Source organism: Albibacillus kandeliae (assembly GCF_003116585.1).
GTDB classification, from domain to species: domain Bacteria; phylum Pseudomonadota; class Alphaproteobacteria; order Rhodobacterales; family Rhodobacteraceae; genus Albibacillus; species Albibacillus kandeliae.
In genome coordinates this window covers 256,732-281,823 of sequence record NZ_QEHM01000001.1, presented here as the reverse complement: position 1 = coordinate 281,823, position 25,092 = coordinate 256,732, and the positions used below count along the sequence as shown (strand labels likewise).

At 64.9% G+C, this 25,092-nt stretch carries 17 protein-coding genes and 1 tRNA gene; 11 read left to right on the top strand and 7 right to left on the bottom strand.

Translation table 11 applies throughout. The features are described from left to right. Positions 1–325: 325 nt before the first annotated feature. Complete coding sequence (locus DDT93_RS01280) at positions 326–1,150, top strand: IclR family transcriptional regulator (protein ID WP_109463978.1); 825 nt, start codon at positions 326–328, stop codon at positions 1,148–1,150. On the opposite strand, the gene DDT93_RS01275 is transcribed toward DDT93_RS01280, so the two are convergent. Continuing rightward, complete coding sequence (locus DDT93_RS01275) at positions 1,147–2,454, bottom strand: ArgE/DapE family deacylase (RefSeq protein WP_109463977.1); 1,308 nt, start codon at positions 2,452–2,454, stop codon at positions 1,147–1,149. The genes DDT93_RS01280 and DDT93_RS01275 overlap by 4 nt on opposite strands. 350 nt (positions 2,455–2,804) lie before the next feature. On the opposite strand from DDT93_RS01275, the gene DDT93_RS01270 reads away from it, so the two are divergent. From DDT93_RS01270 to DDT93_RS01230, 9 genes are all read left to right on the top strand, one after another. Continuing rightward, positions 2,805–4,391: an ABC transporter substrate-binding protein gene (locus DDT93_RS01270; protein ID WP_109463976.1), complete on the top strand. Its 1,587-nt coding sequence runs from the start codon at positions 2,805–2,807 to the stop codon at positions 4,389–4,391. Positions 4,392–4,494: 103 nt separating this feature from the next. Continuing rightward, on the top strand, positions 4,495–5,436 hold the full coding sequence (locus tag DDT93_RS01265; protein ID WP_109463975.1) for an ABC transporter permease: 942 nt from the start codon (positions 4,495–4,497) through the stop codon (positions 5,434–5,436). Beyond that, positions 5,436–6,305: an ABC transporter permease gene (locus DDT93_RS01260; RefSeq protein ID WP_109463974.1), complete on the top strand. Its 870-nt coding sequence runs from the start codon at positions 5,436–5,438 to the stop codon at positions 6,303–6,305. The genes DDT93_RS01265 and DDT93_RS01260 overlap by 1 nt, the downstream gene beginning before the upstream one ends. A gap of 2 nt (positions 6,306–6,307) precedes the next feature. Continuing rightward, positions 6,308–7,930: an ABC transporter ATP-binding protein gene (locus DDT93_RS01255; protein WP_109463973.1), complete on the top strand. Its 1,623-nt coding sequence runs from the start codon at positions 6,308–6,310 to the stop codon at positions 7,928–7,930. 78 nt (positions 7,931–8,008) lie between these two features. Further along, positions 8,009–9,556 carry a M81 family metallopeptidase gene (locus DDT93_RS01250; protein WP_109463972.1) on the top strand — a complete coding sequence of 516 codons (1,548 nt, stop codon included), beginning with the start codon at positions 8,009–8,011 and terminating at the stop codon, positions 9,554–9,556. Then, the gene (locus DDT93_RS01245; RefSeq protein ID WP_109463971.1) at positions 9,543–10,703 is read left to right on the top strand and encodes a M20 aminoacylase family protein; all 1,161 of its coding nucleotides are present in this window, start codon (positions 9,543–9,545) and stop codon (positions 10,701–10,703) included. Before DDT93_RS01250 ends, DDT93_RS01245 begins: the two co-directional genes overlap by 14 nt. Then, on the top strand, positions 10,700–11,836 hold the full coding sequence (locus DDT93_RS01240) for a M20/M25/M40 family metallo-hydrolase (protein ID WP_109463970.1): 1,137 nt from the start codon (positions 10,700–10,702) through the stop codon (positions 11,834–11,836). Before DDT93_RS01245 ends, DDT93_RS01240 begins: the two co-directional genes overlap by 4 nt. 656 nt (positions 11,837–12,492) lie before the next feature. Continuing rightward, positions 12,493–13,467 carry an SMP-30/gluconolactonase/LRE family protein gene (locus DDT93_RS01235; protein WP_109463969.1) on the top strand — a complete coding sequence of 325 codons (975 nt, stop codon included), beginning with the start codon at positions 12,493–12,495 and terminating at the stop codon, positions 13,465–13,467. A gap of 117 nt (positions 13,468–13,584) precedes the next feature. Beyond that, the gene (locus DDT93_RS01230) at positions 13,585–16,776 is read left to right on the top strand and encodes an ATP-binding protein (protein WP_109463968.1); all 3,192 of its coding nucleotides are present in this window, start codon (positions 13,585–13,587) and stop codon (positions 16,774–16,776) included. Here the strand turns inward: DDT93_RS01230 and DDT93_RS01225 are convergent. The 6 genes from DDT93_RS01225 to DDT93_RS01200 form a co-directional block, all read right to left on the bottom strand. Then, positions 16,773–18,149, bottom strand: a complete 1,377-nt coding sequence (locus DDT93_RS01225; protein ID WP_109463967.1) for a Dyp-type peroxidase — start codon at positions 18,147–18,149, stop codon at positions 16,773–16,775. The genes DDT93_RS01230 and DDT93_RS01225 overlap by 4 nt on opposite strands. Continuing rightward, positions 18,149–18,865: a hypothetical protein gene (locus tag DDT93_RS01220; RefSeq protein WP_109463966.1), complete on the bottom strand. Its 717-nt coding sequence runs from the start codon at positions 18,863–18,865 to the stop codon at positions 18,149–18,151. The genes DDT93_RS01225 and DDT93_RS01220 overlap by 1 nt, the downstream gene beginning before the upstream one ends. Before the next feature lie 3 nt (positions 18,866–18,868). Next, complete coding sequence (locus DDT93_RS01215) at positions 18,869–19,957, bottom strand: catalase (RefSeq protein ID WP_157960059.1); 1,089 nt, start codon at positions 19,955–19,957, stop codon at positions 18,869–18,871. Between the two features lie 342 nt (positions 19,958–20,299). After that, positions 20,300–20,385, bottom strand: a tRNA-Leu gene (locus DDT93_RS01210). A gap of 69 nt (positions 20,386–20,454) precedes the next feature. Beyond that, the gene (locus DDT93_RS01205; protein WP_332872676.1) at positions 20,455–20,913 is read right to left on the bottom strand and encodes a tetratricopeptide repeat protein; all 459 of its coding nucleotides are present in this window, start codon (positions 20,911–20,913) and stop codon (positions 20,455–20,457) included. A 131-nt stretch (positions 20,914–21,044) separates the two neighbouring features. Next, positions 21,045–21,533 carry an Lrp/AsnC family transcriptional regulator gene (locus DDT93_RS01200; RefSeq protein ID WP_109463964.1) on the bottom strand — a complete coding sequence of 163 codons (489 nt, stop codon included), beginning with the start codon at positions 21,531–21,533 and terminating at the stop codon, positions 21,045–21,047. A gap of 109 nt (positions 21,534–21,642) precedes the next feature. Between DDT93_RS01200 and putA the strand changes: the two genes are divergently transcribed. Next, positions 21,643–25,050, top strand: a complete 3,408-nt coding sequence (putA, locus tag DDT93_RS01195) for a bifunctional proline dehydrogenase/L-glutamate gamma-semialdehyde dehydrogenase PutA (protein WP_109463963.1) — start codon at positions 21,643–21,645, stop codon at positions 25,048–25,050. The last annotated feature ends 42 nt before the right edge of the window (positions 25,051–25,092 follow it).

Here is a 25,092-nt window from a genome sequence, read left to right as displayed (position 1 = left end):
TAATTGCGATATTGGGCCAGAGCCCTTCGGGATTCGTCATAACGGGCTGGGCGGCCGGGTGCGAGCCCCCAGTTCCCCTCGTTTTCGCCCGAAGCGCAGGGCGCGCGAACCGCTGGCATCCCATAGGGCCCGAATCGACTGGCCCGCCAACCTTGTGTATCGACTGGCGATACAGTAATATCAGCTGTTAAACATCGACCCGCCATTTTCGATGCGCTCATTCCGTGGGCAGCAGCATTTCTTAAACCCCCATTCGAAAGTACTTCATGCGTAAAATTAAGGCACAGGTGAATCGCGCAACCTCCCGTTCCGGAGCGCCCAAGCGATGAGCGACATCACCCCCCGTTCGTTGCGCTGGCGCGATTCGGCGCCGGTCCGCGACGAGGAGATCGGCCGGGACGACCCCCTCTTCGTGCGCGCCGCCGCCCGCACCATGCAGGTGCTTTCGGCCTTTCACGGCGCCGAACACCCCATGAGCCTGAGCGAGGTCGCCCGCGCCGCCGGGCTGGACCGGAGCACGACCCAGCGCATCGTTCATACCCTGCGCCAGCTCGGCTACATCCAGCGCGATCCGCGCGACAGCGGCTATGTCCCCGGCATCCGCATCTACGACAACATCTTCGACGCCATGCGGCTGAACCGGCTGATCCAGCCCGCGGTGCCGCTGCTTCTGGACCTCCGCCGCAACGTGAACGAGCGCGTGGACCTGTCGCTGATCGACGACCTGCGCCTTGTCTACGCGGCGCGCCTGCCGCCCAAGCGCGAGGTGCTGCATGCCATGCTGGTCGGGCTCGGGGTGCCGATCTACTGCACCTCGGCAGGCTGGGCCGTGCTGTCGCGTCTTCCCGAGGACGAGGCCCGCGACGTCATCCGCCGCTCGGACCGCAAGCAGTACACGGCGCGCACGCTGATCGACGAGGAGGCGATCATGGAAAAGGCCGCCGAAGCCTCGTGTCAGGGCTATGTCATTGCGGAAGAACAGCTTTTGCCGGGGGAAATCGGGATCGGGGCGGCCGTGGTGAATGCCGAGGGGCGGCCCGTGGCGGCGATCAACGTCACCGCCCTGCTGTCGGATTGGACGGCCGAGGAATTCGGCCGTGCCGTGGGGCCCGCATTGGTGCAGACCGTCAGCGCACTGAACCGGCGCTAGGCAGAGGGCTCCACCGGCTCCAGACCGCACCATTCCGCGATGAACAGGGCGATGGAGAGGGTCACGCGCTCCAGCGAGGCGACCTCGACATACTCGTCGAAGCCGTGCGACAGCGCCCCCTTCGGCCCGTAGCAGAGCGACGGGATCTCGTCGAAGAGCGCATAGATGCGGCTGTCGAGATAGGCCTGCGTCACATGCGTTCCGAGCGGGGTGCCATGCACCGCCGCATGGGCGCGGCCCAGCACCGCCTCGGCCTCGGACCCTTTGGGCAGTTCATAGCCGTTCGCCATGAAGCCGTTCCAGACCAGACGTGGCGGGTTGTTGGACAGGAAGGAATCCTTTGCCACGAACGTCTTGAGATGCGCCTCGATCTCGGCGGCGCAGGCGTCCACGTCCCAGCTTGGCAGGATCGAGATACGGAAGTCGACTGCAGCCGTGGCCGGCACGGACGAGGCCCATTCGCCGCCCTCGATCTTGCCGATGTTCAGGTTGATCGGCTTGGGCAGGTCCGCGAACAGCGGGTTCTCGGTGCGCCGCTCGTTCCAGGCGGCTTCCAGTTCGCGCAGCGAGGCGATGGTGCGGATCGCCGCGTCGATGGCGTTGGCCCCCTCGCCCATCTCGCTCACGTGGCGCGGCACGCCCTCGAACTCGATGCGGAACCAGATCACGCCGACGTTGGCGCGGACCAGCACTTCGCCGGTCGGCTCGGGCACCAGCGCCGCGTCGGCCTTGTAGCCGCGCAGGTGGGTCATCAGCGCGCCGTCACCGGTGCTTTCCTCTTCTACGACAGACTGGAAATAGAGCGTTGCGGCAGGTTGCCAGCCGATCCGGCGCAGCGCGTCCAGCGCCGAGATCGCGCAGGCGACGCCGGATTTCATGTCGTTGGCGCCACGGCCATACATGCGGCCATCGCGGATGGTGGCGGCATAGGGCGGATCGCTCCACATGTGCTCGGGCCCGGTCGGAACCACGTCGACGTGCCCCTGAAGGATCAGCGAACGCCCGGTTTCGTTGCGCGGCCGGTGGATCCCGACGACGATCGGCGCCTCCGAGTGCTGCGGGCTCCACTTGCCCGACCCCGGGTGGCGTTCAAGCGCGGCACGGTCCATCGCAAAGCGCTCCATCTGGTAGCCGCGCGAACGCAGTTCGCCAAAGATGAAGTCCTGCACGGTGTGTTCGTCGCCGCGCTGCGAGGGGCGCCGGACGAGGTCCTGGGTCAGCGCGATCTGCGCATCGAACCCCTCTTTCACCGCTTTCGCGAGGGTGTCGTGAAGATCGGGATCAAGGGTCTGGTGGAGAGTCATTGGGGCATTCCGTAATTCAGAAAGAAACAGATCGCGCGAGACGGCGCGGTGCCGTGACCGGCCGCTGCGGGATCACGCGGCAGATTGATCCCCGCCGGACAGTCGCGTCAAGCCGCAGGCTGAAAGCGGCAACACTCCGCCGTGCCCTGCGACCGGACTCACCCTCTGCGCGAAGTTCCGGAGACGGCTCGCCCCGGTCTGCACAAGATTTGACCGCTTTCTGGAAATCGCCGTCTGGCGTCAGTTTTCGTTTCGCGCCCCGGTCGGGGCCGCCGGATAGTTCCAGCGTGCCCCGAACGCCCGAGCGGCTTCGAGGAGCGCGAAACAAGATGCAACAGGAAGGATCGAGAATGACATCCATCTGGAGAAACCTCCGTTCCGGCTTGATCGGGGCCGGAGCCCTGACGCTGGCCGCAGCCATGCCGGCCTCGGCCGAGAAGACCATCACCGCGGTGATGCACTCGGGCCTGCGCGTGATGGACCCGGTCATCACCACCGCCCACATCACTCGCGACAACGCCTTCATGATCTTCGACACGCTGGTCGCGCTCGATGCCGATTTCAACGTGCAGCCGCAGATGGCGAGCTTCGAAGTCTCGGAAGACGGTCTGAGCTATACCTTCACCCTCCGCGACGGGCTCAAGTGGCACGACGGCGGCGAGGTGACCCCGGCAGACTGCATCGCATCGATCAAGCGCTGGATGGTGCGTGACGGCGGCGGGCAGATGATCAACGACCGGCTGGAGAGCCTCGAGGCGACCGGCGACAAGAGCTTCGTCCTGAAGCTGAAGGAGCCCTTCCCCTACACGCTCGAAGCCATGGCCAAGCCCTCCGGCCTCGCCCTATTCATGATGCCCGAGCGCATCGCCTCGACTCCGGCCGACACGGCCATTACCGAGATGATCGGCTCGGGCCCCTTCAAGTTCGTCGCCGACGAATTCCAGCCCGGCGTCAAGGTCGTCTACGTCAAGAACGAGGAGTACGTTCCGGCCAGCGGCCCGCGCAGCTGGTTCTCCGGCGCCAAGGAAGTGCTGGTCGACCGCGTGGAATGGGTGACCATGCCCGACGCGCAGACCTCGTTGAACGCGCTGATCAATGACGAGATCGACTTCATGGAAGCGATGCCCGTCGACCTCCTGCCGCTGATCGACGGCATGGAGAACGTCGAGTCCAAGGTGCTCTCGCCGCTGGGCGGGGTGACCATCGGGCGGATGAACTTCCTCCACCCGCCGTTCGACAACAAGAAGATCCGTCAGGCCGCGTTGATGGCCCTCAGCCAGCAGGACGTGCTGACGGCGATGATGGGCAACCCCGACTACTTCAAGGTCTGCGGCGCCATCTTCGGCTGCGACACGCCCTTCGAATTCACCGACGGGTCCGACACGCTCACCTCGGGCGGTGATCCGGAAGGCGCCAAGAAGCTGCTGGAAGAAGCCGGTTATGACGGCACCCCGGTTGTCCTGATGCAGCCGACCGACGTCGGTTCGCTGACCGCGCAGCCCATCGTCGCGGCGCAGGCCCTTCGTGCTGCAGGCTTCGAAGTCGACATGCAGCCGATGGACTGGCAGACGCTGGTGACCCGCCGTGCCAGCCAGGCCAAGCCGTCCGAAGGTGGCTGGAACATGTTCTTCACCAACTGGATCGTGCCCGAGGTGTCGAACCCGCTGGCGAACATCATGCTGAACGGTCGTGGCGACAAGGCCTGGTTCGGCTGGCCGAGCGACCCCGACATGGAGGCCCTGCTGGCCGAGTTCGCGGCCGCGCCCGACATGGACTCGCAGAAGGCGGTGGCTGAGAAGCTGCAGGCCCACGCGATGGACAACGTGTCCTACATCCACCTCGGCCAGTACTTCAACCCGTCCGCCTGGAGCACCAAGCTGAGCGGCATCGAGCCCGCGCCCTTCCCGGTCTTCTGGGGCATCGACAAGGCCGAGTAACCACGGCCAGCCGGTCGCGCGGACCCGCGACGCGCGACCCAAGGACAAGACCGCCCGGTCGTTTCTCATCGGTCGGGCGCCTCTCCCCAGGGAAGGAACCGAAATGCCTATCTACCTCGCCCGTCGCGTCCTCGCCGCCATCCCGGTGATGCTGGTCGTGGCGGTCTTCGTCTTTCTGTTGCTGCGGCTCACGCCCGGCGACCCCGCCGCGATCCTCGCTGGCGACATGGCGACCCCCGAACAACTGGAACGCATCCGCGCGACGCTGGGTCTGAACGACCCCATCCTCGTGCAGTTCGTGCGCTGGATCGGAGCCCTGCTTCAGGGCGACTTCGGCACCTCGCTGATCTCCAGCACGCCGGTGATCGACCTCGTCGCCGACCGTATGTGGCCGACCATCTGGATCGCCCTGATCACCATCACCCTCTCGGTGATCGTCGCTGTGCCCATGGGCGTGGTCGCCGCATGGAAGCAGGGAAGCTGGGTCGATCACCTTGTCATGACCTTCTCGGTTCTCGGCTTTTCCATCCCGGTCTTCGTCATCGGTTACCTGCTGATCAAGGTCTTTGCCATCGACCTCCGGTGGCTGCCGGTGCAGGGCTACAAGGCGCCCTCGCAGGACCTTGCCGGGTTCGCGAGCCGCGCGGTTCTGCCCGCCCTCACGCTCGCCTCGATCTATATCGCGCTGATCGCCCGGATGACCCGGGCCAGCCTGCTGGACGTGCTGAACGAGGACTACGTGCGCACTGCCCGCGCCAAGGGCCTGACCGAAACCCGCGTGCTGTTCCGCCATGCCCTGCGCAATGCAGCGGTGCCGGTGATGACGGTGATCGGTACCGGCTTTGCGCTGCTGATCTCCGGCGTCGTGGTGACCGAGAGCGTCTACAACATCCCCGGGCTCGGCCGCCTGACGGTCGACAGCATCTTTGCCCGCGACTACCCCGTGATCCAGGCTCTGATCCTGCTGACGTCCGGCATCTACGTGCTGGTCAACCTGCTGATCGACCTATCCTATTCCCTGCTCGACCCGAGGATCCGCTACTGATGGCCGAGAAAACCCTTCGAGGCGCCTTTCCGCTCTCGACCCGCAAGATCAGCGCGCGGATCGGCATAGCCCCGATCATCGCAGCGGTGGTCCTGCTCATCATCATCCTGATCGCGATCTTCGCGCCCCTTGTCGCGCCGCACGACCCGCTGCTGCAGAACCCGATCGAGCGGCTCAAGCCACCCTCTTCCGACCACCTGCTTGGCACCGACAACTACGGGCGCGACCTGTTCAGCCGCGTGGTCTACGGCGCGCGCGTGTCGCTGGTCATCGGCATCGGCGTCACCATCCTGTCGGTGGTGATCGGCCTCGCCGTGGGCCTGGTTTCGGGCTTCTTCCGGACTGCCGACGCGGTGATCATGCGGATCATGGATGGCCTCATGGCGATGCCCTCGGTTCTGCTGGCCATCGCCATCGTCTCGCTGGTGGGGGCAAGCATCTGGACCGTGATGGCCGCCATCACCATCCCCGAGATCCCACGCGTGGTGCGGCTGGTGCGGTCCGTTGTGCTGACCGCGCGGGAGGAGCCCTATGTGGAGGCCGCCATCGCGCTCGGCACCTCCATGCCGCGCGTGCTGTGGCGCCATCTGATGCCGAACACCTTCGCGCCGCTGACGGTGCAGGCGACCTATGTCTGCGCCTCTGCGATCCTGACCGAGGCGATCCTGTCGTTCCTTGGCGCCGGGGTATCCACCGAGACCCCGACCTGGGGCAACATCATGGCCGAGGCGCGCGTGTTCTTCCAGCTCAAGCCCTCGCTCATCCTGTGGCCGGGCCTCGCGCTGTCGCTCTGCATCCTGTCGATCAACCTGCTGGGCGATGCCGCACGCGACGTGCTCGACCCGCGCATGGGCAAGAGGGAGGACTGATCATGCCCGTACTCATGGTCGAAGACCTGCACGTCGCCGTGGACTCCAAGGCCGAGCTGGAGGTCATTCACGGCATCACCATCGAGATCAACGCCGGGGAGACCGTGTGTCTCGTGGGCGAGTCCGGTTCCGGCAAGTCGGTCAGTTCGCTGGCCACGATGGGCCTGCTGCCCAAGGGTTCGCTCAAGGTGACCAAGGGCCGGATCCTGCTGGATGGCGAGAACCTGCTGGATCTCAGCCCCTCGCAACTGCGCGACCGGCGAGCCACCCGCATGTCCATGATCTTTCAGGAACCGATGACGGCGCTGAACCCGGTCATCAAGGTCGGCGAGCAGATCGAGGAGGTGCTGCAGGCCCATACCAAGCTGTCGAACGCCGAGACCCATGCCAAGGTGATGGACATGCTCGAACAGGTCGGCCTTCCCGACATCGAGCGTATCGCGCGGAGCTATCCGCATCAGCTCTCCGGCGGGCAGCGGCAGCGGATCATGATCGCCATGGCGCTGGTGCTGGAACCCCGCCTGCTGATCGCGGACGAGCCCACGACGGCACTGGACGTGACGACGCAGAAGCAAATCCTGAAGCTGATCAAGGAGTTGCAGGAGAAGCACGGCACCGCCGTCCTGTTCATCACCCACGACATGGGCGTGGTCGCCGAGATCGCCGACCGGGTCTACGTGATGAACCAGGGCGATCTGGTCGAGAGCGGCGAGGTCAAGCAGATCCTGTCGTCGCCACGTCAGGACTACACACGCCGCCTGCTGTCCTCGGTCCCCTCGTTGGTGCCACGCGCCTCGCGCCCGGTGATCCGCAAGAAGCTTGCCCTGCAGGTGACCGAACTCAACAAGGTCTACGGCCGTGGCGGCTTCCTCTCGAAGGCCAAGACCACCCACGCGGCGCGCGAGGTCAGTTTCAACCTGACCGCCGGGCGCACGCTGGGCATCGTCGGCGAGAGCGGTTCAGGCAAAAGCACGGTCGCGCGCTGCGTGATGCGGATGATCGACCCGACGTCGGGCGGCATACGGGTTGGCGGTCAGGAGATCAGCGGGCTGACCCGCAAGGGCCTGCACCCGTTCCGCAAGCGTCTCCAGATGGTCTTTCAGGACCCCTACCGCTCGCTCAACCCGCGCCTGACCATCGAGGAGAGCATCATCGAGGGCCCGGTGAACTATGGCACACCGCCGAAGGCGGCCCGCGCCCGCGCGGGCGAGTTGCTGGAACTGGTCGGCCTGCCCGCGTCTGCGGCAAAGCGCTATCCTCACATGTTCTCGGGCGGCCAGCGTCAGCGCATCGCCATCGCGAGGGCACTGGCGATGGAGCCGGAACTGCTGGTCGCGGACGAGGCTGTCTCGGCGCTTGACGTCTCGGTGCAGAGCCAGGTGCTGGAGCTGCTGACCGAGATCCAGGAACGGACCGGGATCGCGATCCTGTTCATCACCCACGACCTGCGCGTCGCCGCGCAGATCTGCGACGAGGTCGCGGTGATGCGGCGCGGCGAGGTGGTCGAGATCGGCGAAACCGCCGATGTCCTCGGCAACCCGCAGCACGAGTACACGCAGGCGCTGCTGTCGGCCGCGCCCGGACGGGACTGGGATTTCGCGAACTTCCGCCCTGTGGCGGCCTGATCGCACCTGTGCCACCGTCTTACCGAACGGCGGCGGCCCGACCGGGCCGCCCCAGATACCCACACGGATGGAGTGACCATGTCAGCCTCTCAGGCCGCGCCGCGCATCGCCATTGGCGGCTTCCTGCATGAAACCAATACCTTCGGCCCGTCCAAGGCAACCTATGACGATTTCGCCAGCGGAGATGGTTCGGGCCGGATGCTGCGCGGTGAGGAGATCATCGCCCGCTGCAGCAACATCAACGCCGCCATCTCTGGCGCGATCCGCCACGGCGAGGCGGTGGGATGGAACCTGCGCCCTACCCTGTTCTGCGCCACCTCGCCCTCGGCCCACGTGACCGAGGACGCCTTCGAACGGATCGCTGCCGAACTGATCGAACGGATCAGCGCCGAACTGCCGCTCGACGGGATCTTCCTCGACCTGCATGGTGCGATGGTGACCGAGCATCACGACGATGGCGAGGGTGAGCTGCTGCGGCGCCTGCGCGAGACGGTCGGCACCGAAATCCCCGTTGTCGTCTGCCTCGACCTGCATGCCAACGTCACCCGGCAGATGTTCGACCATGCGGATGTGCTGGAAAGCTACCGAACCTATCCGCATGTGGACATGGCCGAAACCGGTCTGCGCGGCGCACGGGCGCTGGAGAGGATGCTGGACGGCTCGCGCCCCGACAAGGCGATGCGGGTGGCCCCCTTCATGACTGCCATCGCCTGGCAGTGTACCCATGCGGAGCCGGCGCAGGGCCTCTATGCTCTGCTGGAGGACCTCGCGGGCGATGTGCGCGAGATGAGCTTCAACATGGGCTTCCCCGCCGCCGACTTCCCGGAGTGCGGCATGACCGTCTTTGCCTATGGTCCCGGCGCCGACGAGGCTGCCGACGCCCTGATGGAGGCAGTGATCGCCGCCGAGCCCAGGTTCAGGGGCAAGGTCTGGACGCCCGAGGACGGCGTGGCCGAGGCGATGAGGCTGGCCACCGCGCCGGGTCGGACCGGCCCCGTGGTGATCTCGGACACGCAGGACAATCCGGGCGCTGGCGCCGACAGCAACACGACCGGCATGATCCGAGCGATGCATGCGCTCGGGGCGAAGGGCGCCATCGGCAACCTCTACGACCCCGAGGCCGCCCGCAAGGCACATGCCGCCGGTGAAGGCGCGACGCTGACCATGCCGATCGGCGGGCAATCCGGTGTCGCGGGGGATGCGCCCTTCGAGGCAGAATTCGTGGTCGAGATGCTCTCCGACGGCGCTTTCCTCGCGCTCGGACCTTTCTATCGCGGGCGACAGCTGAACATGGGTCCGTCCGCCTGCCTGCGCCTTGGCGACCTGCGCATCGTGCTGGTCTCGGCCAAGGCCCAGATGGCCGACCGCGAGATGTTCCGGCAGGTCGGCATCGACCCCGAGGACGAGCCCATCGTCATCGTCAAGAGCTCGGTCCACTTCCGGGCCGATTTCGAACCCATCGCCTCGACCCTCATGGTCTGCGCCGCGCCCGGCCCGATGGCGGTGGATCCTGCACTTCTTCCTTGGCGGCGCCTGCGTCCTGGGATCAGAGTGGGCGCACTGGGCCCCGCGTTCACGCCCGACGAAGAAACAACCACGAAGGAGACCGAACATGCCGGTCATTGAAGAGATCGCCGCCTTTGCCGACGACCTGACCACCATTCGCCGCGACTTTCACGAGCACCCGGAACTCGGGTTCGAGGAAGTCCGTACCTCGGGTATCGTCGCGGAGCTGCTGAAGAGCTGGGGCATCGAGGTGACCACCGGCATCGGCAAGACCGGCGTGGTGGGCGTTCTGAAAGGCTCGACGCCCGGCAAGACCATCGGCCTGCGCGCCGACATGGACGCGCTGCCGATCCACGAGGAGACCAACCTGCCCTGGTCCTCGAAAAACCCCGGCGTGATGCATGCCTGCGGGCATGACGGGCACACCACCATGCTGCTGGGTGCGGCGCGCTATCTCGCCGAGAACCCGGATTTCCCCGGCACCGCCGTCTTCATCTTCCAGCCTGCCGAAGAGGGCCTCGGCGGCGCCCGCGCCATGCTGGCCGACGGGCTGTTCGACCGCTTTCCCTGCGACGAGATCTACGGGATGCACAATTCGCCCTTCGATGCGCCCGATGTCGTCGGGATCAAGAAGGGCCCGGCGATGGCCGGCTCGAACTTCTTTGACATCAAGGTGACCGGGCGTGGCGCGCATGGCGCCAACCCGCACGGCAGCCGCGACCCCATCGTGATCGCCACCAACCTCGTGCAGCAGATTCAGTCTATCGTGTCGCGCAACATCGACCCGACGAAACCTGCGGTGATTTCGGTGACCAAGCTGAACTCCGGCACGGCCTACAATGTGATCCCCGAGACCGCGACGCTGGGCGGCACCATCCGTTTCTTCGATACCGAGGTAGGCGAGCTGATCTCGGAGCGCATCCGCGCGCTCTGCGAGGGCGTCGCCAAGGGCTACAACGTCGAGATCGACGTCGACATCCGCAACGTGTTTGACGTGCTGGTGAATGACGATGCGCTGTCGGACGAAGTGATCGCCGTGGCGCGTGGCGTGGTGGGCGAGGAGTCGGCCAACCTCAAGACCAACCTCGCCATGGGCTCGGAAGACTTTGCCGACATGCTGCGCGTGGTGCCGGGGGCCTATTGCACCGTGGGTCATGCGGGCGACGTGCCCCTGCACAACCCCGGTTTCGTGCTCGACGACGCGATCCTGCCCGTCGGCGCCAGCATCTATGCCAACCTGATCAAGACCCGCGGAGTCGCCGCATGACCGACTGGAAAGACCTCCCCTTCGACGCCGACGAAATGATCGAGGGGATGAAGCCCTGGATCGAGTGCGAGAGCCCCACCTGGGATGCTGCCGCATGCGACCGGATGATGGACCTCGTGGCGATGAAATGCGCCGAACTCGGCGCAACCGTCGAAAGGATCCCCGGCACCATGGGCTTAGGCGGTTCGGTCCGCGCGCGGTTTCCGCATCCGAAGATGGGCGAACCGGGGATCATGATCACCGGCCATTTCGACACCGTACATCCCATCGGGACGCTGGCCGTGAACCCCTTCCGCCGCGAGGGCGACAAGGTTTACGGCCCCGGCATTCAGGACATGAAGAGCGGCAACTACATGACGCTGGAGGCCATCCGGCGCATTCAGGAGGCGGGCATCGAGACGCCCCTGCCCATCGTCGCGCTGTTCACCCCCGACGAGGAGATCGGCACACCCGCGACGCGCAAGCTGATCGAGACCGAGGCGAAGCGTGCCAAGTACGTGCTCTGCCCCGAGCCCGCCGCGCCCAACAACGGCGTGACCACCGGGCGCTACGCCATCGCGCGCTTCAACCTCACGGCCAAGGGCAAACCCTCGCACGCGGGCTCGAACGTCAAGGGCGGTGTCTCGGCCGTGCGCGAACTGGCGAAGCGGATCATCGAGATCGAGGAGATGACGGGCGAGGACTGTACCTTCTCCTGCAACAACATCTCGTCCGGCAAGTGGGTCAACTGCGTCCCCTCCTTCGCCTCGGCGGAATGCCTTTCGATGGCGAAGAAGCAGGAAGACCTAGACGCGGGCGTCGAGAAGATGCTGGCGATGACGGGCGAGCGCAACGGCGTGACCTTCACCGTCGAGCGCGGCGTCACCCGCCCCGTCTGGGAGCCGGAAATGCCGGGCACCATGGCGCTCTACGACATCGCCAAGGGCCTCTCGGCCGAACTGGGCCTCGAAATGCCGCACGGCAGCCAGGGCGGCGGCTCGGACGCGAACTTTACCGGGGCGCTCGGCATCCCCAGCCTCTGCTCGCTGGGCCTGCAGGGCGCGGGGCTGCATACGCTGGAGGAACATATCCTCGTCGACGGCATCCTGCCCCGCACGAAGATCATGGCGGGCCTGCTGACGACGCTGGCCTGAGCAGCCCGACGGGCTGGGTGGGGCGGCGTTCGTCACCTGGCGGTGACGCCCCGCCTGCCCTCACCTTACCGGGTTAGGCCCGTGATGCGCCCGTTTCCCCTCGGTTGGGGGAAACGGGACTCGAATGGAGGTGGTCGGAAGGCTCTCGTCGACTGAGGTTCAAAAACTGAACTCGGACCCATGCTCAGGATACGTTTTCCCGGTTACTGTACGCTAAAGCGGCGTGCCATTCTGGGCAGCGGCGTGAGAATGCACTTTCGCAGAATAGGCACGCCTGGCTGAATTGTGGTCAGAGGACGCACGATAAGAGAACCTCCTCTGCGCTGTTTCTACAGGCCGCCCGGCTGCAATTCCTGTTTCGAAAGGCGCTTGGCAGAGAAAGAAAGTCGACCAGCTCAGCGCCAAATAGAAACGCCGCTCCGCCAATCCAGCTGACGCAGCACTCTGTACTTTCGAGCTACTCGGCCAGCACTGAATACGGCGGCTCGTCCGACAAAATACGCCACACTCAAATGCACAACTATCACTGGCAATCTCCAATCCCTCAAAGCACGCATCCTGTGTGAATTCCGGACCCGACCTTATCGTCAAGGTTGCAAAAATTGCGTCCTTCACGCCATTCTGTCTGCGAAACCAGAGTGAGGAGGAACGTTGAAATGCCGTTAGACTTGCACCCGGTCGCGAGCGGATTGGGATTCCCCGAAGGCCCCGTCGCGATGAAGGATGGTTCGCTTCTTTTCGTCGATATCGAGGAGCAGTATCTCAAGCGTCTTCTTCCGGACGGACAGATCAATAATGTAGTGAAGTTGGAGGGCGGGCCGAACGGAGTGGCCATCGGTCCGGATGGGGCCGCCTATGTCTGCAACAATGGCGGCGTCTATTCCTTCGTTCCATTCAACACTCCGGACAATGACCCGAAGAAGGACCCGGAGCACACGATAACGATCCCCGACCCCGCTCGTCCGAATTATCAGGGAGGATCGATACAAAGAGTCGATCTGGAGACCCGAGAGGTCACCACTCTCTACACGGAATTCGAAGGCAAGCGCCTGATCGCGCCCGACGACATCGTCTTTGACCGGGATGGAGCGTTCTGGTTCACCGATACGGGAAAGCAGGAAGGTCTGACCAGCGAACTGGGGTCGGTGTACTATGCGACCATCGACGGAAAGACTCTGCAGCGCGCGACGGTGATTCCCACTGCCAACGGCATCGGCATCTCGCCCGACGGCGATACGCTCTACGTCTCGGACACTGTTTTCGGGCGCCTCTGGTCGATGAAGATCCTTGGGCCCGGCAAGTTGGAGCAAGGCCCCCTGCCGAAGATGCCGGGAGACGTGGTGCAGACCTTGCCCGGTTACCAGTGGCTCGACAGTCTCAAGGTCGAAGCCGACGGCCGCATCTGCGTCGGCACGATCTTCAACGGTGGCATCACGATCTTCAGCCCGGACGGCAAGTCAATCGACCACCTCCCTGTCAGCGACCTGTTCACGACCAACCTATGTTTCGGGGGCGCGGACATGCAGGATGTCTGGATCACGGCGTCTAGTACCGGCACGATCTACAAGACACGGTGGGAGCGCCCCGGGCTCAAGCTACAGGACCAGGCCCAGGATTGGCAGAAATCATGAGCTGATCGAGAGCCGCATTTGCCCCCGAGATCCGGGAGTAGTACCCCGGATCACCTCTCGCCTCGCACCTTCGAGACGTAGCCTCGGGAATGGCAGTCGTGATAGGATTGAACCATCATGGGTGACTCCACGGCATTAAGGGGACGCGCTGCGGCACAGCATCGGGCGGAACGCCGTCCGGTGTCGGTGCTGTTCACCGACATGGTCGGATACACCGCCATCGTGAGCAAGCTGGGCGAGGAAACCTCGGTCAATTTCACGAGGATGATCTACGCGATGCTGAGCGACATCGTGGAAAAGCACGGTGGCGCGGTGCGCGGTTTTGCCGGTGACAGCATCATGGCGGTGTTCGGCATTCCCGAGGCGCTGGAGGATTCAGCGCTGCGGGCCTGTGCCACGGCGCTTGCCATCCACCGGGCCTTTGCGGATGCGGCAGACGATATCACCGCACGCTTCGGGGTGCGGGTCATCATGCGGGTCGGCATTTCCTCCGGTTCGGTCGTGGTGGCGGCGGTCGAGGGCGAAGACGCCCAGATGACGGCCGTTGGGAGCACGGTGAACCTCGCCTCTCGGATCCAGTCGCTGGCGCCCGAGGGCGGTTGTCTGATCTGTGGCAACACCAGGGCCCTCGTCCAGTGGCTCGTGGACATGAGTTTCGACGGCGAGCATCAGATCAAGGGCATTGCAAAGCCTCACAAGCTCTGGCGCCTGCTGTCGGTACACGAGGGCGCAACCCGTTTTGACGCATCGCTCGGGCGTGGGTTGAGCCAGCATGTCGGTCGAGGGGCCGAGCTGGCCGCGCTGACAGAGGCGCTAGCCTCGACACGGGACGGGCTGCGCGTGGCGGATCTCGTCGCGGAGCCGGGTCTCGGCAAGACGCGACTGGTGTTCGAATTCCTGCGCAGCGCGGCGCTGCAGAACGTGAGGGTTTACTCGGGCCACTGCACCGCTGTTGGTCAGCGCGTGCCGTTGTTTCCTTTTGTCGGGGTCGTCCGCGCGGCCTTCCGCATCGAGGGTGGGGAAGAGGCTGAGCAAGTCGAGCAAAAACTCAGGGAAGGTCTTGAGCGCACCGGGTTGAACCAATCGGAAAACCTCGGCCTGCTAATGAACCTGCTGGGCCATGCGCCGCCGGAGGGTACGCTCGACGGGTTGGACGGGGTCCTTGTCGGCCTGCGGTCCCGTGATCTGCTGGTCGCACTGCTTGCAGGGCAATGTGCAGCCGGCCCGGTGGTTCTGCTGGTCGAGGACATCCACTGGATCGACGGCGTTTCGCAGGAACTGCTGCAGCGCCTGATCGGGTCGGGCGACCTGAAGAACCTGCTGATCCTGACGAACCGGCGACCGGAGTACCTGCCCCCCTGGCGCGATGACCCAAGCACACGCACCATCGAACTCAGGCCACTGTCCGACGACGACATTCACGATTTGATACGGGCCCGGCTCAAGATCGACGCACTGCCGGACGAGATGCTCCGGCAGGTGACCGAGCGCGCCGGTGGCAATCCCCTGTTCTGCGAAGAACTCCTGAGCTTCCTGCTAGAACAGGGCCTGCTGAAAATCGGGGGCGGCAAGGTATGGTACGACGCCGAGCAGGGCGAGAACGCCGTGCCTGCCAGCATGCAGGGGCTGCTATCGGCGCGCATCGACCAACTCCAGCCGGAAGACCGCGAGTTGTTGCAGGCGGCGGCGACCATCGGGCGACAGTTCGATCCCGGGCTGCTCTCGCAGGTCTCGCCCCATCTGGGCGACACCGGGGCAGCGCTGCAACGATTGAAGGCGCTGGATATCATCTATCCCGAGGGCGCGACGTCCGACTACGTGTTCAAACACGTGCTGCTGCGCGACACGGTGTACCAGAGCCTGCTTGCGGAAAGCAGGTCAAAGCTCCACCTCGACATTGCGAAGGCATTGGAACTGCGCAATGCCAACAACCTGCCCGAAGCTGCCGAAACACTGGCGCATCACTACTCTCAGACCGACCGGGCCGACCTGGCCTTCAAGTACAACGCGCTCGCCGGGGTGAAGAGCCTGGGCGTGTTCTCCCTCGATCAGGCCAATCACTATTTTGACGCGGCCCTGGCGCTCTACGAGAGGGAAGCCGGCTGCGCCAGTGACGGGGCATTTGCCGAATTCCTTGGCAACTACGCGCTCTGCCTCAACATCTCCCTCGATGTCATGACGATGATCAGCGTGGCACCGCGCGTCCGACCCGTCCTCTTGAGAATTGGCGACAACGGCGATCATGTCCTGTTTTTGCATCATTACGTCTCCTGCCTCGTCGGTAACAGCCGCTTCATCGAGGCACAGGAGGTGCAGCAGGAACTGACGGAGATGGCAAAGCGGCTGGGTGATCCAAAATCCATCGCCTATGCGATGGTCAACGAGTTGTCGGTGTCGATCTATCGTTCTGCCCTTTCGAATGCGGAATTCGAGGCCAAGAGGACCGAAGTCGAAACCGCGTTGGCCAAGTTCAATGACGCCTACCTGCAGAACTTCTACCTCGCCACGATTGGCTGGAACGAGCTGACACGCGGCCGCGTGGTCAGAGCACGGGAGACCGCCGAACGCATGGTCGAGCTGGGCGAACGGACCAACGATCCGCGCGCCCTTGGCTATGGCACGGCAATGAAGGCCCTCGTCGCCGTGGTCACCGATGACCAGCAAAAGGCGCTCGAGTTCTCCGACGAAGCCTGCCGCCTGTCGCGGGTGGAGTTCGAGATTGCCATCGCCGAATCCTCGCGCGTCGCGGCGCTGATCGCGCTCGAAAAGCCCGGGGCGCTCGCCTTGGCGCAGGACTACGTCAGGATGCGCGAGGCCGATGGCTGCACCCTCTTCGCCGGGGTGCCGCAGTCGATGGTGGGCGTGGGACTGGCGATGGAGGGGCGCGTCAGCGAGGGGCTGAGCCAGATCGAGAATACCATCAGGAACCGTGAGACCGAGGGCGCGCTAATCGCAGCTGATTGGAACCGGCTCTTGCTGAGCGAGGTCTACCTTCAGATCCTCACCGGCGAAGGCGGCGCCTCGCTACAGTTGCTGTTCAGAAACTTCCGGGCGCTGATGGGCGTGATGCTCTCGGGCGAAAAGCGGATCAGGTCGCTGATCGCGAAAGTTCGGCAGAACCCGCAATTCGATGAAGACGGGCATTACTTTGCGAGGGGCGAGATGATCCTCGGGCTGCTCTGCAAGCTGAAGAAGCGCAAGGCACAGGCGCGCGAACACCTTGCAACGGCACAGAGACTGATCGCGCCGACTGGGGCATCGCCGATGCTCAGCCGGATCGAAATGGCGCTGCAGGAACTGGCCGATTAAGCCGTCAGCTGCGACAGATAGCGGATCGCGGGCAGACTGGGCAGCAGCGTATAGGCCCCGCCCCGCGTCTTGACGAAACGCGGAAAGCCGGAGAGGCGAATGTGTCCGCCCCCCTTCAAAGTCAGGTCGAAACGGCTGGTTTCGGGCACGTTCGCCCCGAGCAGGGGATCATTCGTCCCGGTGATCCCGGGATCCTGCAGGCCGAAATTGATCCAGTCGCACATCACCGCCTCGAACTGCGCCCCGTAGTTCGCACCGATGAAGTTACCCAGCAGCCCGTGTTCCCCGGTTTCAGGGTCGGGCCCGTAGGACATGCCACGACGCACCATTCGTCGGGTGTAGTTCGCCACGCGCTGCACGATGGGGCCGCCACGAGGGTTGGCGCGCCGCATATGCGATCCCGCGGGGCAGCGGGAGGACAGCGAATAGTCGTAGTTCGTCAGCGAGATGCCATCCTGCACATCGGAATTGGGGGATGCCTCGTAGGGCGTTCCGTTTCGCCAGCGCCCGCACATCTGGGCCGCCACGACCTCGCGAAGCGCGTCGTGCCTGCTCATGCCGCCTCCGATGTTCTGCTCCGCCCCCTCGGGAAGGAGCCTTGCCACGTCGCGGTGCGACTCCAGAAAGTGCGCCGCATCGGTCAGATAGGTCTCGAAGGCCTCGGTATCCTGTTGCAGCACGCGGAAGGCGTTGAAGGCACTGTCACGAAAGACGTCCTCGGGCGTCGGGATGGTGAATTTGATGCCTTCCAGTTGGGTCTGGTAGCCCAACAACACCGTTCCAAGCGGATCCTTGATCTGATGATCCCCGGCATGTTCGGGATCGAAGACATGTCTCAGTCGGGGCTGCGAAATCCCGTCCCTGTAGCCGAAAAAGACCTTTCCGTCCGGCAGGTTGCGCCCGTCCCGTGTTCCGAGAACGGTAAAGACCTTGGCGACCTTCTTCTCGATATCGTCAAGATGATGGTCCGCGTTGGCATAGGCGGACGCAACGATGTGGATGCGGTCGGGCCTGTCGAATGGCGCGGGCCAATGCTCGGGGGCGCTCTCGCCGAAATCTCCCAGTTTGAGCGCGCGGCGTGTCATGCCCTCGGTGTATTCGGTCGGGAAGGTCTTCAGCTGATCACTGGGAAGCCCGAGGGTGCGCAGACCTTCGAAGGTGATACCGATGTTGAAACAAAATTCTGGTCTCTCGCTCCAGTTGGCCGACCGCGTGATGCGAGGAACCTCCTCCCCTGTGCCATCCGCCGCCGCGGCCAGAAACTCCCTCGCGCGGCGTCGGTCGCTCACTTCGAGGATCATGTGGCGCACCCGGTCCAGGGGGTAGCCGCGCAGGATATTGCCCTGGACCTTCTCGGCATCGAAGACGGCCATCACCAACCCACCCCGAGATTGCGGCGGATCTGGGCGGCGGAATATCCCGGATAACCCCGATAGCCGCCCCCGAGGGAAATATTGCGATTTGCGTGCAACTGAAGGATCAGGGAGCGCGGCAAGGTTTGCAGATCATGCGGCGGGTCGTTCGGTTTCCGCCCCGCCTGCTCATCCTGCAGGCCGAACAGGTCGAAGGGATAGTCAGGCGCCTGGAACAGGTCGTGTTCGCGCACCCAGTCGATGAAGGCCTCGACGTTCTCTTCGCTGGGGTAAAGCTTGTCGCCGCCTTCGACCTCATGCATCAGCGCGTCGAAGACGCTGCCGATCGTGGAAATGAAGTCGCGGATGTAGTTGCTGAAATCCCCGTCGTAGACCGAGATCATGCAGATGTAATCCTCGACCAGGAGGAAGCGCGCGGAGTGGACAGTGCCCACGTTGTCCAGCCCGGCAAAGATCTCGTCCACGTTCTGCGCGAGCGCCATCACGGCCTTGGCCCGGCCGATCGGAGAGGTGTCCTTGAGCGGCATCAGCAGGTTCATCATGCGCTGCGTGTTGTCGCTGGGCTGAGGCGAAGGGCGCGGACCGCCCGGCAGCTTCGGCCGTCCTTCGCGCCAGACCCAGAACGGCACCACCACGTACTTTGAAAGAAACTGGAACCAGCCGCGTTCGGGCAGGCTGTTGATGTAGCTGTTGAGCCATCCGCTGTCGTCACTCATGCCCTACCCTTTCGTGCCGCTAAATGGGCAGGGAGTGCCTTGCCGCCGATTGCTGGAAAACGCGTAGACGTCCTTGCGAATTCTGAGGACGGGATCGTCCGACGGGTCGATCCCGTCCGTCAGGTGCCACGGGTTGAAACTCAGCTTCTCGAAGTACTCTTGCTGGTCCTCCCGCACCTTGTTGAGCGTCAGTGTCCCCATCATGACCCGCGTTCGATGCGGCGGCCATTGTCGGGTTGAATCGTTGAAGTCATCCCCTGCTTCGCCAATCTGCATCATGAGAGAGAAACGTTCGGTGCGACCGTGCGAGAGCCGTTTCTCGAGATCCTTCTTCAGATACCTGTCCTCGGGCGGTTTCTTGGGGTCGGTGTTCAGGACCCCGGCGATCGGCGCCCAGGAGAAGCGGACCCAGCGCCTTTGCCCATCCTTGCCCGTCACGATAAACGTATGCACCGCGTGATAGGTCGCCCGCACATAGCTGACCGGCGCGCCGATCGAGGAGGCATCGATGACGGCCGGCTGCGCCCAGACATGTTTGCTGGCAAAGGCGATGGCCCCCTCATTCGGTCGCTCCGTCTGACCGGGATAGGGATCGGGCAAGGGAAGCTGGAGCTGCAGGTAGCTCTTGATCTTCTGCCAGGGCGTTGCGCGCTGACAGGGTTTGGGGCGCGCATTCAGGGCGAAATCGAGGAAGGTCTCGGGCGTGGGCGCAAAGAAAACCGGCAACGTCATGCTGACGAGATCGGTGGACTGCCCGTTTTCGAGATAGAAGCGAACGGCCATACCGCGAACATCCGACCAGCCGTCATGCTCCTCGACGACGCCCATTCCATTGGAAAACCGGATGTCGACCCGCACACCCTTTTTCGCGGCCTTGGGCAGGAAATGTTCGGCCACGCAGAATCGTTGGGCCATTGGGGAGGGTTTGAAAAACCCGGTCGCGCCAACCCCGACCGTATGGACGGGGCGCCTTTCGGTCGAGCCGCCGTCGATATCAAGAGCATGAACTATGTCTTTAACAAGGTGCTTGTTTTCCATCGGTTTCCCCTGCGCACCGGAATGGATTTGAACAGCAAATGAATTGATCAGCATCGTAGGCACAGGACCCTCCGGATTGCCAAATGGTTTTTTTGCTGACCCTGTTAAGCGAATGGGCGCCAGCCTGATGCAAGGATGGCAGGCCGGTGCCATCGACATCCTGTTGCGGAGTTGGTTGATCGAGGTCCTGGATAACCGTCCATGCGGACGGCTCGGGCCGGGTCAAGGGAGACACGGCCGCCTGCCCAAGCGCTGGCGGCGTGTCAGGGGGGATCGGAGACGATCAGAAGAAGACGGGCGGATGCTCTCGGTGCCTGCCGGTCAGGTGAGGCGCTGAGCTTAGGGCTGCGCACGCGGCGCTTTATCACCATTTTACAATGGCTTGCAGCGCCTTGTTGGTACGGGCGGTGGGACTCGAACCCACACGGGACAAAGCCCTTCGGATTTTAAGTCCGATATGTCTACCATTCCATCACGCCCGCACGCTCTGGACACGAGGTCGCTGATAGCAACCGCACCGGCACCGGGCAAGCGCCGAGCAGCGTGGCGGGTCAGAGTTCCTCGCCCTCCGGTGCCAAAGGGCCACCATCGGCCAGCAGGCTCCGCTCGGACAGCCACGGATTGAGGGCAAGCGCCTGCTTCAGGTCGGTGCGCGCCTCATCCTTCCGGCCGAGGCCCAGCAGGGTCAGCGCGCGACCGGCGCGGGCGGCGATGTGGTTGGGGGAGAGTTCGAGCGCACGGTCGAGATCGACCAGTGCGGATGGGTAATCCTGCCGGATGAACTGCACGAAGGCACGCTGGTTATAGCCCTCGGCGTAGTCCGGGCAGTAGGCCACCAGCCTGTCCAGCACCGCGATGGCGCCGAGGAAATCGTAGCTGCCCCGCTGCGCCATGCCGTGGTTCAGCATTTCCTGCGCAATTTCGTCGGGCGCGTCGGTCCAGAGTTCCCACATGCGGTTGGTCACGACCCGCGCGGCGCCCTCGTCCGGTGCGGCCTGAACCTCGGCCAACAGCGCCTCCATCTCGGACGCATGATCCGGCGCTGCCGGGCATCCTGCCCAGAGGGGCCCGGCCAGAAGACAGAGTATCGCTGACAACATCCTCCGCATGGGCAGAAATGATGGCTGCCGCAGCGCGCCGGTCAAGTCACAGTTTCGAGCGGGCCGAGCGGACCGTCCTCCTTGACCGCCTGCATGGCGACATAGGTCGAGGTGCTGGCGACAAAGGGCAAGGTGGAGATCTTCTCGGCCAGCACGGCGCGGTACTCGGCCATGTTGCGGGTGCGGATCTTCATCAGGTAGTCGAAGTTTCCCGCGATCATGTGCACCTGCTCGATCTCGCCGATCTTTGCCACTGCCGCGTTGAAGGCGGCCAGCGCGGCCTCGCGGGTGTCCGTCAGGCGCACCTCGGCAAAGGCGACATGGTCGAGGCCCAGGCGGATCGGATCGACCAGCGCGCGATAGCCCTGGATCACCCCGTCTGCCTCCAGCCGCCTGAGGCGCGCCTGCGTGGGCGATTTCGACAGGCCGATCCGGCGCGCCAGGTCGGCGATGCTGATGCGCCCCTCGCTGGCCAGGACGCCCAGAATCATCCGGTCGAACCTGTCCAGCTCATCCCAGTCCGATTGCATCGCAATCCCCCCATTTTTCAGTCCATTCACCTTCAACTAAGGAAAGAACCGGCATTTGTCCCGCAATTTTCGCGGTATACCGTGACAAAGAGCCGGAGAGCCCCCGAACATGACCGAAACCCCCATCGCCCCATCCTCCCTCGACCTTCACAAGTACCAGGACGAGGAGGCGGCCATCGCCCGTCTCGTCGAGCAGGCCGCCCTCTCCACCGACGACCGCGCGCGCATCTGCGCCGCCGGTGCCAACCTCGTGAAGGATATCCGCAGCCTGTCCTCGCCGGGGCTGATGGAGGTCTTCCTTGCCGAGTACGGCCTCTCGACCGACGAGGGCATCGCGCTGATGTGCCTCGCCGAAGCGCTGCTGCGGGTGCCGGACGCCGATACCATCGACGCCTTGATCGAGGACAAGATCGCGCCGTCGGACTGGGGCAAGCACCTTGGCCATTCCGCTTCGCCTCTCGTCAATGCGTCGACCTGGGCACTGATGCTGACGGGCCGTGTGCTCGACGACGAGCGGCAGGCTCCCTTCAAGGCCCTGCGGGGCGCCGTGCGGCGCCTCGGGGAGCCGGTCATCCGCACCGCCGTTGGCCGCGCTATGAAGGAAATGGGCCGCCAGTTCGTGCTGGGAGAGTCCATCTCCTCGGCGATGAAGCGTGCCGCGGGCATGGAGGCCAAGGGCTATACCTACTCCTACGACATGCTGGGCGAGGCCGCGCGAACGGAGGCGGACGCTACCCGCTACCACCTGAGCTATTCCCGCGCGATCACGGCGATTGCCGAGGCCTGCACCTCGACGGATATCCGCGAGAATCCGGGGATCTCGGTGAAGCTCTCCGCGCTCCACCCGCGCTATGAACGCGCGCAGCGGCAGCGGGTCATGCAGGACCTCGTGCCGCGTCTGCGCTCGCTCGCCCTGCTTGCGAAGTCGGCCAACATGGGTCTGAACGTGGATGCCGAGGAAGCGGACCGGCTCGCCCTGTCGCTGGAGGTCATCGACGAGGTTCTGGCCGAACCCGCGCTGGCGGGCTGGGACGGTTTCGGCGTGGTGGTACAGGCCTATGGCCCCCGCACCGGCGAGGCCATCGACGCGCTCTATGGCATGGCGGAACGCTATGACCGCAAGCTGATGGTCCGGCTGGTGAAAGGCGCCTACTGGGATACCGAGATCAAGCGCGCGCAGGTCATGGGGATGGATGCCTTCCCCGTCTTCACCCGCAAGGCGGCGACCGACATTTCCTACATTGCGAACGCGCGCAAGCTGTTGGGCATGACCGACCGGATCTACCCGCAGTTCGCCACCCACAACGCCCATACGGTCAGCGCCATCCTGCACATGGCGGGCGATCTGCCCTTCGAGTTCCAGCGCCTGCACGGCATGGGCGAGGCGCTCCACAACATCGTCAAGGAGAAGAACCGCAACCGCTGCCGCATCTACGCGCCGGTCGGCGCGCACCGCGATCTTCTGGCCTACCTCGTGCGGCGCCTGCTGGAGAACGGCGCCAACAGTTCCTTCGTGAACCAGATCGTCGACAAGTCGGTGCCGCCCGAACAGGTGGCAGCCGACCCCTTCGAGAGCATCAAGGCCCCTGCCCCGCATCTGGCGACCGGCGCGCAGCTTTTTGCGCCGGAACGGCCCAACTCGACAGGCTTTGACCTGACGCACGTACCGACGTTGGAGCGGATCGAGGAGGCCCGCGCGCCCTTCCGCACCCATACATGGAGCGCGGCGCCCTTGCTGGCTGGCTCCGCCGCGCCGGAAGAGGCGGTGGCCGTGCAGAACCCCGCAGATGCAGCCGACACGCCCGGCACGGTCGCCTTTGCCAGCGCAGCCGATGTGGCAAGCGCCCTGAGCGCCGCGCGGCCCTGGGCCGTGCCAGCCAGCGAGAGGGCCGCCGCGCTGAACCGCGCCGCCGACCTCTACGAGGCCAATTTCGGCGAGATCTTCGCCCTTCTCGTCCGCGAGGCCGGCAAGTCGATCCCCGATGCCGTGGCCGAACTGCGCGAGGCCGTGGACTTCCTGCGCTATTACGCGGCCCATATCCCCGGCAAGGCGCCCGCCGGGACCTTTACCTGCATCAGCCCCTGGAACTTCCCGCTCGCCATCTTCAGCGGGCAGGTCGCGGCGGCCCTTGCCACCGGCAATGCCGTTCTGGCCAAGCCAGCCGAGCAGACCCCGCTGATCGCTCATCTGGCAGTCAGTCTGATGCACGAGGCGGGTGTACCGCGCGAGGTCCTGCAACTGCTGCCCGGTGACGGGCGGGTCGGCGCCGCGCTGACGTCGGATGCGCGCGTGAATGGCGTGGCCTTCACGGGCTCGACGGAGACGGCGCTGAAAATCCGCAGCGCGATGGCCGACCACCTCGCCCCCGGCGCGCCGTTGATCGCCGAGACCGGCGGGCTGAACGCGATGATCGTGGATTCGACCGCCCTGCCCGAACAGGCGGTTCAGGCCATCGTCGAATCCGCCTTCCAGTCGGCGGGCCAGCGGTGTTCGGCCCTGCGCTGCCTCTACGTGCAGGAGGACATCGCCGACGACCTGCTGCGGATGCTTTCCGGCGCGATGGACGCGCTGAACCTTGGCGACCCGTGGCTGCACCGCACCGATTGCGGCCCCGTGATCGATGCCGAGGCGCAGGGCGGAATCCGGTCGCATATCGACATCGCCCGTCACGAGGGGCGCGTCCTGAAAGAGTTGCAGGCCCCACAGGGCGGCACCTTCGTCGCGCCGACGATGATCTCGCTTGGCGGCATCGGGCAGCTGGAGCGCGAGATCTTCGGCCCGGTGCTGCACGTCGCGCGCTTCCGTGCCGGGGAGCTCGACAAGGTCATCGGCGAGATCAACGCGACCGGATATGGGCTGACCTTCGGCCTGCACACCCGGATCGACGATCGGGTGCAGCATGTGACCGAGGCGATTCACTGCGGCAACATCTACGTGAACCGCAACCAGATCGGCGCCATCGTCGGCTCGCAACCCTTTGGCGGCGAAGGGCTCTCGGGCACCGGCCCCAAGGCGGGTGGGCCGAACTACCTCAACCGCTTCTGCGCGCCCGACCTGCGCCAGAGCGACGAGGATTGGACCGCCGAGGCCGCGCAGATTCCGGCCGCCGCTGGAACGCCGCAGGCACCGCAGGGCACCACCCTGCCCGGGCCGACCGGTGAATCCAACCGGCTGACGCTGGTACCGCGCCCGCCGCTGCTCTGCCTCGGGCCGGGCCGCTCTGCCCAGCGTGAGCAGGCCGATGCGGTCAGGGCGCTTGGCGGTCAGGCGATCTGCCCCGACGGCGCCCTGCCCCCCGCGCGCCTGGACGAGATCAAGGCTCTGGCCGGGGTGATCTGGTGGGGAGACGACGCGCGCGCGCGCGCCTACGAACAGGCTCTGGCCCGGCGCAGCGGTCCGATCCTGCCGCTGATCCGCGAGATGCCGGATGTGGCGCGGGTTCAGGGCGAGCGGCATGTCTGCGTCGACACCACGGCGGCGGGCGGCAACGCGGCGCTGCTGGGCGGCCTCTCCTAGCGGTCCCTGCTACACGAGACGACCCCGGGGACTGGCGGTCCC